Origin of the sequence: Undibacterium sp. TC4M20W (assembly GCF_049340245.1) — a bacterium.
GTDB lineage: Bacteria > Pseudomonadota > Gammaproteobacteria > Burkholderiales > Burkholderiaceae_D > Undibacterium.
In genome coordinates this window covers 1-11,853 of the sequence record NZ_JBMPPI010000006.1, presented here as the reverse complement: position 1 = coordinate 11,853, position 11,853 = coordinate 1, and the positions used below count along the sequence as shown (strand labels likewise).

At 51.2% G+C, this 11,853-nt stretch carries 10 protein-coding genes; 5 read left to right on the top strand and 5 right to left on the bottom strand.

What is annotated here, in order from left to right:
- The first annotated feature begins 199 nt into the window (after positions 1–199).
- From ACO0LL_RS09730 to ACO0LL_RS09715, 4 genes are all read left to right on the top strand, one after another.
- Complete coding sequence (locus ACO0LL_RS09730; RefSeq protein WP_422950663.1) at positions 200–3,025, top strand: valine--tRNA ligase; 2,826 nt, start codon at positions 200–202, stop codon at positions 3,023–3,025.
- Positions 3,026–3,156: 131 nt separating this feature from the next.
- The gene (locus tag ACO0LL_RS09725; RefSeq protein WP_422950662.1) at positions 3,157–3,621 is read left to right on the top strand and encodes a DUF2147 domain-containing protein; all 465 of its coding nucleotides are present in this window, start codon (positions 3,157–3,159) and stop codon (positions 3,619–3,621) included.
- 94 nt (positions 3,622–3,715) lie between these two features.
- Complete coding sequence (locus ACO0LL_RS09720; protein ID WP_422950661.1) at positions 3,716–3,844, top strand: hypothetical protein; 129 nt, start codon at positions 3,716–3,718, stop codon at positions 3,842–3,844.
- 25 nt (positions 3,845–3,869) lie between these two features.
- Positions 3,870–4,676, top strand: coding sequence for a substrate-binding periplasmic protein (locus ACO0LL_RS09715; protein ID WP_422950660.1), 807 nt, complete (start codon positions 3,870–3,872; stop codon positions 4,674–4,676).
- Positions 4,677–4,755: 79 nt separating this feature from the next.
- Here ACO0LL_RS09715 and ACO0LL_RS09710 read toward each other — a convergent pair whose 3' ends face one another.
- A complete protein-coding gene (locus ACO0LL_RS09710; RefSeq protein ID WP_422950659.1) occupies positions 4,756–6,294 on the bottom strand; it encodes a sensor histidine kinase in 1,539 nt (512 codons plus the stop codon).
- Between the two features lie 382 nt (positions 6,295–6,676).
- Here ACO0LL_RS09710 and ACO0LL_RS09705 point away from each other — a divergent pair, with 382 nt between their 5' ends.
- Positions 6,677–6,925 (top strand): YdcH family protein, encoded by a 249-nt coding sequence (locus tag ACO0LL_RS09705; protein WP_422950658.1) that lies wholly within the window; start codon positions 6,677–6,679, stop codon positions 6,923–6,925.
- Between the two features lie 36 nt (positions 6,926–6,961).
- Here ACO0LL_RS09705 and ACO0LL_RS09700 read toward each other — a convergent pair whose 3' ends face one another.
- The 4 genes from ACO0LL_RS09700 to ACO0LL_RS09685 form a co-directional block, all read right to left on the bottom strand.
- A complete protein-coding gene (locus tag ACO0LL_RS09700) occupies positions 6,962–7,759 on the bottom strand; it encodes a DUF3025 domain-containing protein (RefSeq protein ID WP_422950657.1) in 798 nt (265 codons plus the stop codon).
- A gap of 16 nt (positions 7,760–7,775) precedes the next feature.
- The gene (gene pyrC / locus ACO0LL_RS09695) at positions 7,776–8,840 is read right to left on the bottom strand and encodes a dihydroorotase (protein WP_422950656.1); all 1,065 of its coding nucleotides are present in this window, start codon (positions 8,838–8,840) and stop codon (positions 7,776–7,778) included.
- Positions 8,841–8,983: 143 nt separating this feature from the next.
- On the bottom strand, positions 8,984–9,775 hold the full coding sequence (locus tag ACO0LL_RS09690; protein WP_422950655.1) for a hypothetical protein: 792 nt from the start codon (positions 9,773–9,775) through the stop codon (positions 8,984–8,986).
- A 183-nt stretch (positions 9,776–9,958) separates the two neighbouring features.
- Positions 9,959–11,853, bottom strand: a 1,895-nt coding sequence (locus ACO0LL_RS09685) for a beta strand repeat-containing protein (protein ID WP_422950654.1), incomplete at its 5' end; no start/stop codon positions are given.

The window sequence follows — 11,853 nt, the reverse complement described above, 5'->3', positions numbered from 1 at the left end:
TTAATCCAATCTTTCAGGCAACAACAAGCCAGATGCATGGTGGCAACATGGCATTTGTCGCTTTGCTGCCTACAAGTGACAAGATTTAAAATATTTATTGTCTTTAAAATATTTTATTAAATGCTATCCGCAGGAAAAACCGCCTTATGCACTTTCCTCATTTATAATCAAAGGTTTAGCAATCACCGCAGATCATATTATGGAATTAGCCAAGTCTTTTGAGCCCGCAGAAATCGAACAATCCTGGCGTGGCGAGTGGGAAAAACGTGGATATTTTGCCGCCACCATGGATGAAGGCAAACCCTCGTTCTCGATACAACTGCCGCCGCCAAATGTGACAGGCACCCTGCATATGGGCCATGCCTTCAACCAGACCATCATGGATGGCCTGACGCGTTACTACCGCATGCGCGGTCACAATACGGCCTGGGTGCCGGGTACTGACCATGCCGGTATCGCTACGCAAATCGTGGTAGAACGCCAGCTGGATGCACAAAAGATTTCGCGCCATGATCTGGGCCGTGAAAAATTCCTGGAAAAAGTCTGGGAATGGAAAGAAAAATCCGGCTCCACCATCACCGGCCAGATGCGCCGCATGGGTGCCTCTGCCGACTGGGACCGTGAATATTTCACGATGGATGCCGAACGCTCGAAGAGCGTGACCGATGTGTTCGTCAAGCTGGTAGAGCAGGGCCTGATCTATCGCGGCAAACGCCTGGTCAACTGGGACCCTGTTCTGGGTACGGCAGTTTCTGATCTGGAAGTCGTGTCGGAAGAAGAAGATGGCTCCATGTGGCATATCCGCTACCCGTTTGCAGATGGCTCTGGCCACCTGACGGTAGCAACTACCCGCCCTGAAACCCTGCTGGGTGACGTTGCCGTGGCGGTAGATCCAACGGATGAACGTTATGTACATCTGGTTGGCAAGATGCTCAAACTGCCGCTGACAGACCGCGAAATCCCGGTGATTGCCGACAGCTATGTCGATAAGGAATTTGGTACTGGCTGTGTGAAGATCACGCCTGCGCATGATATGAACGATTATGCAGTTGGTCAGCGTCACAAACTGGAGATGATTTGCATTTTCACTCTGGATGCCAAAATCAATGAAAACGCCCCTGCCGTATATCAAGGCATGGACCGTTTCGTCGCCCGCAAACAAATCGTTGCTGACCTCGACGCACAAGGTTTGCTGGATTCAGTAAAACCACACAAGCTGATGGTGCCACGTGGCGACCGTACCAATGTGGTGATTGAGCCTATGTTGACTGACCAGTGGTTCATGGCCATGAGCAAACCGGCACCGGAAGGTACTTTCTTCCCCGGCAAATCCATCGCTGAAGTGGCGCTGGAAAAAGTCGCTGACGGTGAAATCAAATTCATCCCGGAAAACTGGACGACCACTTACAACCAGTGGTTGAACAATATCCAGGACTGGTGTATCTCACGCCAATTGTGGTGGGGTCATCAAATCCCGGCATGGTATGGCGATAATGGTGAAATCTTTGTTGCGCATGATGAAGCCGGTGCAAAAGCCAAGGCGACTGCTGCTGGTTACACTGGTGCATTGAAGCGTGATGATGACGTACTCGATACCTGGTTCTCGTCTGCGCTGGTGCCTTTCTCTACCATGGGCTGGCCAGAAGAAACCCCGGACATCAAACACTTCCTGCCATCCTCGGTACTGGTCACTGGCTTTGACATCATTTTCTTCTGGGTCGCGCGCATGGTCATGATGACCACGCACTTCACTGGCAAGGTGCCTTTCAATACCGTGTATGTACATGGCCTGGTGCGTGATTCCAGCGGCCAGAAAATGTCCAAGTCCAAGGGCAATACCCTCGACCCTATCGACCTCATTGATGGTATCAGCGTTGATGAACTGGTCGCCAAGCGTACTGCCGGTTTGATGAACCCCAAACAGGCAGCCAGCATAGAAAAAGCCACACGCAAGGAATTTGCTGATGGCATCCCGGCCTATGGTACTGATGCGTTGCGCTTCACCATGGCCAGCTATGCATCGCTGGGCCGCAATATCAATTTCGATCTTGGTCGCTGTGAAGGCTACCGCAATTTCTGCAATAAATTGTGGAACGCGACCCGCTTTGTGCTGATGAATACCGAAGACAAGGATTGCGGTTTTGGTGCAGATGTCACCGCAGCGGATCTGGAATATTCGCAAGCTGACAAATGGATCATCTCTACCCTGCAACGTGCAGAGGCAGAGATAGAAAAAGGTTTTGCTGACTACCGTTTCGACAATATCGCATCAGCCATCTACAAGTTTGTCTGGGATGAATATTGCGACTGGTATCTGGAAGTTGCCAAGGTTCAGGTACAGCAAGGTAATGAAGCGCAGCAACGCGCCACCCGCCGCACTTTATTGCGTGTGCTGGAAGTGATCTTGCGTCTGGCTCACCCTGTGATTCCTTTTGTCACCGAAGCTCTGTGGCAAACCGTGGCACCACTGGCAGGCAAGACCTTGAACCCGGCTGGCGACAGCATCATGATCCAGCCTTACCCGCTGTTCGTGGCAGAAAACGTCGATACTGCAGCAGAGGCCTGGATGCAGGCACTGAAAGCCATGACCGACGCCTGCCGTAACCTGCGCGGTGAAATGCAATTGTCCCCTGCCAAGCGCGTGCCACTGTTGTTGCAGGCCGCGAACGCAGAAGACAAGGCCCGCCTGCAATCTTTTGCACCTTACCTGGAAGCTCTGGCGAAACTGTCTGAGGTTAGTGTGGTGGATGCCTTACCTGAATCACCGGCACCGGTATCCGTCGTTGGCGAATCGAAACTGATGCTGAAGGTGGAAATCGACGTAGCAGCAGAACGTGCACGTATCAGCAAGGAAGTCGCCCGCCTGGAAGGCGAAATTGCCAAGCTGGAGACCAAACTGGGTAACGAAGGCTTTGTCGCCAAGGCACCTGCACAGGTCATCGCGGTTGAGAGAGAACGTCTGGCGAATTTCAAAGCAACCCTGCAAAAACTGCTGGAACAGCTAGGTAAGCTGCCACCAGCGTAAGATGTTGCAATACCGTGGGTTAAAGTAGGTACTCTAAAAATATTGTACGTGGTGAAAATTTTGCCACGTACAATCAAATCACATAAATCAGAGACCGAAGCAGGCACCTAAGTTTTTCTTTTGGAGACAGCATGAAAAAAACAGTTCCACTTGTGTTATCCGTACTATCCGCATTCATCGCATTCGCAGGTATGCCACTGCTGGCACAGGCTGAAGAAAGCCCGGTCGGCCTGTGGAAGAGCATCGATGACAAATCAGGCAAACCCAAGGCACTGATACGTATCACCGAAACTGCCGGTGAATTGCAGGGCAAGATAGAAAAACTGTTTTTGGAAGCCGATGCTCCAGAAAAGAACCCAAAATGCGACAAATGTGAAGGCGCAAATAAAGACCAGCCCATTGTCGGCATGACCATCTTGTCTGGCCTCAAAAAAGACGGTGACGAATATACCGGTGGCAAAATCCTTGATCCGGGCAATGGCAAGCTGTATAGCAGCAAGCTCAGTGTGATTGAAAACAACAAGAAATTGAATGTACGTGGCTACATAGGCGCACCGATGTTTGGCCGCACCCAGACCTGGTTGCGCGAGCAATAAGCCTGCAAGGCCAGATTGCAAAACCAGATAAGGAACAACATAACAACAACGGGAGCTCAGGCTCCCGTTGTTGTTTGTCATTCATGATTCCAGCATGGTTTGGTCTGCGCACTATGGCCTGCGCACTATGGTCTGCGCACTAAAGTCTGATGCTGTGGTCTGCACCCTGTTGCACGCCAGCGACTTGCCAGAAATAGCAATAAGGCAGATGATAGGCTACTGAATCCCTTTTTGATGAAGGCGGTATCATGAAAAAAGCATGCTCATCCTGGTTTGCTGTCGCTCTGCTGATACTGCTCCCCTTGTTGCCAGGCTTGTCATCGGCACAAGGAAAATTACTCAAAATTGCCACTGGTGAACTCCCTCCGTATGCGACTGAAAGCAGGCCAGACAAAGGCATAGCCCTGAGCATAGTGCGGCGTGCTTTTGAACTCGAAGGCTATCAGGTGGAATTTACTTTCTTACCGTGGTCACGCGCACTGGCTGAGAGCCGCGCAGGTAAATGGGATGGCACGGCTTACTGGGGTCATAAGCCTGAGCATGATGCGAGTTTTTTCCTGAGTGATAATGTCATTACCGAGCAATGGGTATTTGTCTATCGCAACGCCATCGATTTTAAATGGAAACAACTCGACGACCTCAAGCCTTACCGTATCGCCATGATACAGGACTATACCTATACGCCAGAAATCTGGACCATGGCGAACAAGGGTGACCTGAAGATGGAAAAACTGCCGAATGATACGGCCGCCCTGAAGCTTTTGCTGTTGAAGCGGGTAGATATCGCCCCTATGGAGAGAAACGTCACCTGTGATTTATTGGCAAAGAATTTTTCCCCTGCCGATGCGGCACAGTTGTCTGCGCACCCAAAACTGATGACGGAGAGTTTTACGACTCACCTGATGATGTCACGCGGCCTGCCGACCAGTGCGGGCAGGGTTGCGGCATTTAATAATGGCCTGAAAAAACTGCGTGCCTCCGGCGAATATCAAAAACTGTCTTCCCAGGTGAATTGCCCGCAAGGCTGGTCTGATGTGGCCAAGTCCAGCCACTGAATTCGTCTTCACCATTTCGCTTTCACTATTTAGTTTCAATGCGCAGTTTCAATGCGCAGTTTTCACTACGCCGTCTTTACTACTCCATATCATCAGCATGACCGGGAGCACACAGCGGCATTTGCATGATAAAGCTGCTGCCTTTTTCCAGCTCGCTCTCTACCCGTATGCTGCCTCCGAGCACATCGCACACCAGGTTATAGACAATATTCAAACCCAGGCCACTGCCGCCCTGCCCCAGTTTGGTCGTGAAGAAGGGATCAAAGATACGCCCGAGGTTGATGTCAGCAATACCAACGCCGTTGTCATTGACGCTTAACTCCACTTTGGCAGGTTCTGTATCCAGCAAATGCGCCCTGATATCGATGACACCATTTTCGCGGCCATCAAAGCCATGCAGGATGGCATTATTGATGAGGTTGCTGATAATCTGCCCGAGCAAACCTGGGTAGGCATCCATACGTATGCCAGGCGGGATATCGATACGGACTTCATGCACATGATGCCTGATACTGGCCCCCATGGTCAGCATGGTTTCCCTGACGACTTCATCCAGGAAAAACACCCGGCGCTGGGCGCTGGTTCTATCTACCGCCACGCGCTTGAAACTGCCTATCAGGTCAGCCGCGCTATGCAAATTGCGCAAGAGTATATCGCTGGCCTGCAGGTTATTTTCGACATAATTTTGCAGGGCCGCACGGGTGACACCCTGTGCCATTTTCTTGTTGAATTCGCGGCTCAGGTCATGGATGGTACTGGCCACCGTCACAGAATTGCCTATAGGCGTATTGAGTTCATGGGCCACGCCTGCGACCAGCGAACCGAGTGCAGCCATTCTGTCGCTGCGCTGGATTTCGGCATGGGCGCTGTTCAAATCATTGAGGGCCGTGCGCAACTCCTGGTTCGATGCATGCAACTCCCTGGTGCGATCAGTGACCCTTTGCTCCAGCGTGACATTGTGGCTGGCCTGCTCGTTCATGAGTTCACCCAGGCGCAGGCGCATGGAATCCACCCCCAGCGCCAGGCTGCCGAGTTCATCGGGCCGGGCGGCACTGACGACCTCTTCCAGATGCCCTTCACCGAGACGATCTACATCGCGCTGCAATTGCTGCAGCGGGCGCATCATGCGTTTTTGGAATAGCAGCCATAACAGGAAAAAAGAAATCAGCAATTGCACCAGGATGGCCGCACCGCCCTTGAGGAATTTTTTCAGGAATTCCTGCTCCATCCAGTAACTGCTCATTTCTATCGTGACCCGGCCTATGACCGCGCCATCTTTGCGGATATTGCGGGTTTCACTGATCAAGCCCTGCTTTTGTTGTATGGCCTGCTCGGCATGGACAAAACGCCCCAGGGCAGCATCTTCGACGACGATGCGGACCACATCAGGATTGAGCATAACGGAATTAACAAAGCTTTGGGCACTGGTCGCATCGACTTGCCACAATGGCACGGGCATGGTTTGTTCCAGCATGCTGGCATATTGCTTCAGCGGGCCACGCACGCGCACTTCATATTCGCGCTCATAGCTATCCCTGGCCAGCACGGTGCCAAGCAGGACGGCGGGGATCAGGATACCCAGGCCTATACCCAGTACGATGGCCTTGCGCAGGGACATGGTAGCGGTATGCCGCCCAGTCTGCTGGCCTGATGATACTGGAGGATGTGAGTGCTTGCTGAACATCGTTGCAGCCAGTCCCGGTGTTAGCCTAAAGCCATAACGGCAGAATTTGTCCAGACCATGGATCCAGACCTGATTGATTTGCTAAGAAGCAGTAGCCAGAGTCTCAATGGCATATACCTGAGGGTACTTCGCGCTGCACAAATATTCTACCTGAAATTGGTTATGCCTTCTTTGATTAGCATTTCACTGTGGCAAATCTGAAAAACTGGAAAGCAGTCTTTCTCGCCTTACCTTGACGTAGATCAAGGATGGTGAACTTTATAAGCTTAACATGAAGACAAGGAAAATCTTTTCCTCAATCGTCAAAGGAGTATCCATGCAAGTAGATCACCATCCTCTTTCCACCGAATTCCCTGAATTCAAACAAGCCATACATGAACTAAAGGCTGAGAATGCGCATTTCGCCAAGCTGTTTACTGAGTATGATGAGGCAGACAAGGCCGTCAATCGTGCAGAAAACGGCGCAGAACACCTGGGAGATGTCGCACTGGAAGGTTTAAAGAAAATACGCCTCAGCCTGAAAGATCAGTTATTCCATATCTTGCAGACCAGTGCTGCGGCCTGATCAATGTAGTTTATGAGGTTTTGAAACACGCTGGATTCAGTTCTGGCGTTTTGCCCTGAAAACTTGCTGGTCTTCATAAAAGGCAGCATCCTGCTGGGACCACCAGCCTGGTAGGCCGAGCACAGGCAATGGCGTGTAATCTGCTGTTGTCAACGCCTGGCTGGCCAGTTGCTGGGCCACCACGCCGTCAATGTGCGCGCGTCTCGCGATTGCATCCAGTGTGAAATAAGCTGGCTCCACCATCACTACCCAAGTATGCGCAGTGATCGCCTTATAAGGCTGGACCAGTTTCTCCATCAGGGCATGGCCGAAGCACCAGACTTCGGCGCAATACCCGAATTTATCTGCCTGCATGACGAAGGCATACTGCCATGCATGAGCGCGCAAGGCTGCGATCAGTTCTGCGCCGTCAGTCGTATCAGCAAGAACCAGCAAGGCAGCATTCTCGTCAAAAATGGTGGCAGCATCACGCGCCGGGCCACGTGACTTGCCTATGCCCAGACTGGCAATCTGCGCCGCCTGCAAGGCATTCAACTGGCGCTTGATGGCAGGGAAAGTCAGCCACACCAGGGCATTGAAAAAATCATGCAGGTTCTCTCGCGTGGGCACCTGGCCAGTGGCACTGATATGCGCTTCATAGGCCGCGCCCTCTGGCAATTCTTCCTGTGTGATAAAGCGCAGGGGCAATTCAAGGTGATTGCTTAAACCCGCCTGCAGAGCAAGATGATTGAGCTGCGAGCGCCAGTCATCGGCCGCCAGCAAGCTGTCAGCCGATTCGCGCACGGCAGCAAACCAGGCTTGCGACCAGTCTATCTCATCAAAAAAACGTGTCATGAATTGCCAACCAGATTTATGCAGTGCGCATTTTCCAGTGCAGGGTTTCACCACTGTTCAGCGGCACGATGCTGGTATCGGCAAATGGCAGTTCTGCCGGCATTTGCCAGTCTTCACGCACCAGGGTAATGCTGCCGCTATTGCGTGGCAATTGATAAAAGTCAGGGCCATTGAAACTCGCGAATGCTTCCAGTTGATCGAGTGCACCGGCCTGTTCAAAAGCCTGGGTATACAATTCCATCGCATGCAGCGCCGTGTAGCAACCAGCGCAACCACAGGCATGTTCTTTCAAACCCTTGGCATGCGGGGCAGAATCAGTACCCAGGAAGAAACGCTTGCTGCCCGAGATTGCCGCTTTAACCAGCGCCTGGCGATGGATTTCACGCTTCAATATTGGCAGGCAGTAATAATGCGGGCGTATGCCGCCTTTGAAAATTTCATTACGGTTATACAGCAGATGATGGGCAGTAATTGTCGCAGCAATCGGGCCGCCAGATTCTGCCACATAGGCAGCAGCATCACTGGTGGTGATATGTTCAAACACCACTTTCAATTCTGGCATGTCTTTACGCAGCGGTTGCATGACGCGGTCAATGAATACAGCTTCGCGGTCAAACAAATCGATCTCGGCATCTGTCACTTCACCATGTACAAGGAAGGGCATGCCGACTTCCTGCATGGTTTCCAGCGTCTTGTAGCAATTTTTGAGATCAGTCACGCCAGCATCAGAATTGGTAGTGGCGCCGGCTGGATACAATTTCACGGCATGCACAAAGCCACTGTCCTTGGCACGGCGTATCTCATCTGGTGGCGTGTTATTGGTCAGGTACAGGGTCATCAGCGGCTCAAAATTCATGCCTGCAGGCAGAGCAGCAAGTATGCGTTCACGATAGGCAGCAGCCTGTTCAGTTGTCGTGACTGGTGGCTTCAAATTAGGCATGATGATGGCGCGGGCAAACTGCGCTGCCGTATGCGGCAACACGCTGGCCAGTGCTGCGCCATCGCGCACATGCAAATGCCAGTCGTCTGGACGGGTAATCGTGATTTCTTGCGGGGAAGTGCTGGAAGTAGAGGCAGTCATGATAGCTCGCAGTGACGGAATACCGGCATTTTACCTTTTCCATTCGTGTTAAGCACCTTTGCAAGCAAGGCTACGGGGCATTTCACAAGAGGCGATCTTTTAAAAAATAACGAAATGACAAAATTACTCAATAATTAATTTTCTTAATGACATGTACTCACAGGATCAAGTTTGCCACCAAAACGCTGCAACGCCATGACCCGCATGATCAATGCCTGCTCTGGCAATATATCCAGCGCGTTTTGTGATGAGGTGCCCTGAGTCATCAACAATGCCTTGTCCTGCGTGTGCGCAAGGCCTAGTACATGACCTAGTTCATGCCCTAAAGGCTTGCCCATCAGGAAATAGGGATTCGCATGTCTGTCCTGGCGCTGCATGAGTACATCGTTAAATACTGCTTTACCTGCGGGCAAATTACCAAATGCATCAGCGACCTTACCTGCCGGGGCGGGCATGGCCGCAGCAAAAATGATCGTCAGTTGATTGCGGTTCTCTGCCCACGTTGGCAATTCGTTTGCCGGACGGAATTTGAAATTGAAAGTAATGCGTGCCTGCTGGTAATAGCGGTTAACGAGTGCCATATAAGACTGCAATTGTTCCGGCTTACTCCAGATCGCAGAGTCCTGGAAAAACACATCTACATCGACTTCTATGCTTCTCTTGCTTTCGGCCTCGCTGCACATGGCCGCATCCCTTGCGCAATCTGGTTGCTGATCAGGGAAAATTTTAAATACGCGTTGCAAATCAGCAGCGCGCAAATGAGACCAGTCGAGTGCTTGCCATTGATATTCAGAAGGCAGTATTGTGCTGCAGTCTGGTAGCGTAGTCTGCGGAGGCTCTGCATGTATCGTCGAAGTAAACAGCAACATGCCTGCATATGTGCAGGTGAGGATGGCGTGTCTTGCTGACTTGATCGAACGAGGAAATGCGTACATAAAAATTTGGCTGGTGTCTTCGAGGTGATTGTGATGCTTCACATGCAAAGGTGCAGCAATTTTATTGTATCTGTGGCTGATGACGGCAGTTACAAACAAGCCCGGCACTATGCAGTGTCGGGCTTGTTTGTGTTTATCATTTCTTGGCAGGGAATCACTCCCCTGCTTTTTCTGCGAACCTGATTAAGCGATGAAGTCGCCAGCGACGATGGAACCTGCGCCAGTGATTTTAACGATAAAGTCAGTTGCATCAACAGTACCTACAGTGCCACCGATGTTTTGGAAAGCATAAGTACCAGCTGCTGTACCTGCGGCTACAGTGATCACATAAGCCTGAGTATTCGCTGCCAGAGCCGCGCCAGCTGCAGTTGCTGCTGTAGCGATTGCTGCTGCCAGAGTAGATACGTCAGCAGTAGCGATAGACAACAGGTTCAGCGTTGTTGCTGCTGTGCCAGTTTTGAACACGTCAGCGCCAGCAACTTTGAAGTTTGCCACTGTATCGATATTAGCCAATACAGAACCGGAAGCAATCACATCAGCACCAGTTGCAGTGGTCGACAGATTGATCGTATCCGCACCAGAACCACCAGTGATGGTTATGTTACCTGTACCAGTTCCCAGAATATTCAGCGTTTGACCACCTGCGCCCAAAACAACATTGCTGATATTAGTAGCAGCAGACTTGGTGAAGTTCAAAGTCACGCCGGCACCGTTTTCATTTGTCACGGTCCATGCAGCATTGGTACCACCAGTGACATTGACAGTTTCAATGCCAGTTGTTTTTGTGCTCAAGTCGATTGATGCGGTTACTGCACCAACGTTCAGAACATCAGTACCCAGGCCACCGTTAATAGTGGCGATGGTAGCATTGTAGATTGCTTCGCTGATGTTCAGTGTGTCGTTGCCTGTACCACCAACAACGCTCGCTGTATTAACAGCAGCGGTGAATGTATTGGTACCGTTAGCCAGGTTGTAGTTTTCAGTGTTGGCCAGAGCTGTAACCGTACCCGCCGTTGTCAGCGTGAGCGTTTCTGTACCGGCTGCAGTCACCGTTGCGAAACCAGCCCACTGCGCAGCGGTCATCGTGAATGAACCATTTGATGTGAACAATGCCTGCTCAAAACCAGTGATATTGGCTGCAGAAATATTGCTGCCATTGGCAAATATCAGCAAGTCAGTTGTACCAGAGCCGGCAGTGAAAGTACCGCTATAAGTCTTCCCTTCCAGTGTCAACTGGTTATTACCATTGCCGAGGTTGATATTACCAGCCAGCATGGAGCTGCCAGAGTTGGCCAGGTAGACGCGGTCATTGCCTGTGCCACCATTGATGGTAGTAACACCTGCAGTCGCAACGTTGAAGTACACGTCGGTTGATGTATTGTCTGTAGCGATGGTTTTGATGTTGGTAATAGTATTGCCACCACCAATAACGATACTGCCGCCGCCAGTAAAGGTGATGATGTCTGTATCGCCAGCATTACCATTGATGGTTGTACCAACCAGCGCTGCTGCATTGCCTGTGAAGTTATCGTTCACGTTTGCAGTGCTGTTAAATACGCCGCCTGCTGTCAGGGCGATAGGAGCCAATGCTGTACCGCCACCGTTAGATGGAGAAGTACCGATGATGCCAGCTGTTGCTGTCGCACCGCCAGATATTGTTATCGCATTGCTGACAGTTGTGTTGTTCACGCCACCACCAGTCGCATTCGAAGACGACGTCACGTCATACACCAGCGTACCACCAGTGATAGAGACAAACGACAGATCAATATTATTCACACCCGCTACGTCATCAACGATAGTCAGTTGATGCGGACCAACGCCAGCAAAGGTCAGTACCGGACCAGACAGATTCAATGCCGCACGCGCAGCGATCAGTGTTGCATACTGGCTCGCAGTAATGACGACTGCAGAATTGCTGACAATGTTTTCAATACCAGACAAAGTTGCACCAGCCAGATTGATCGCACCGTAAGTGACCAGTGTATCGTTACCTGTACCCAGGTTGATCGTGTCTGTTACAACGCGGGCAACTGCAGTCGCTGTGGACTGTGCATTCAGGTTCACACCGTTTTCTG

Excerpts from the sequence above, each read along its gene's own strand:
- ACO0LL_RS09725 (WP_422950662.1), top strand. The coding sequence starts at position 3,157 with ATGAAAAAAACAGTTCCACTTGTGTTATCCGTACTATCCGCATTCATC.
- ACO0LL_RS09730 (WP_422950663.1), top strand. The coding sequence starts at position 200 with ATGGAATTAGCCAAGTCTTTTGAGCCCGCAGAAATCGAACAATCCTGG.
- ACO0LL_RS09690 (WP_422950655.1), bottom strand. The coding sequence starts at position 9,775 with ATGTACGCATTTCCTCGTTCGATCAAGTCAGCAAGACACGCCATCCTC.
- ACO0LL_RS09710 (WP_422950659.1), bottom strand. The coding sequence starts at position 6,294 with ATGTCCCTGCGCAAGGCCATCGTACTGGGTATAGGCCTGGGTATCCTG.
- ACO0LL_RS09720 (WP_422950661.1), top strand. The coding sequence starts at position 3,716 with ATGGTTTGGTCTGCGCACTATGGCCTGCGCACTATGGTCTGCGCACTA.
- ACO0LL_RS09715 (WP_422950660.1), top strand. The coding sequence starts at position 3,870 with ATGAAAAAAGCATGCTCATCCTGGTTTGCTGTCGCTCTGCTGATACTG.
- pyrC (WP_422950656.1), bottom strand. The coding sequence starts at position 8,840 with ATGACTGCCTCTACTTCCAGCACTTCCCCGCAAGAAATCACGATTACC.
- ACO0LL_RS09700 (WP_422950657.1), bottom strand. The coding sequence starts at position 7,759 with ATGACACGTTTTTTTGATGAGATAGACTGGTCGCAAGCCTGGTTTGCT.
- ACO0LL_RS09705 (WP_422950658.1), top strand. The coding sequence starts at position 6,677 with ATGCAAGTAGATCACCATCCTCTTTCCACCGAATTCCCTGAATTCAAA.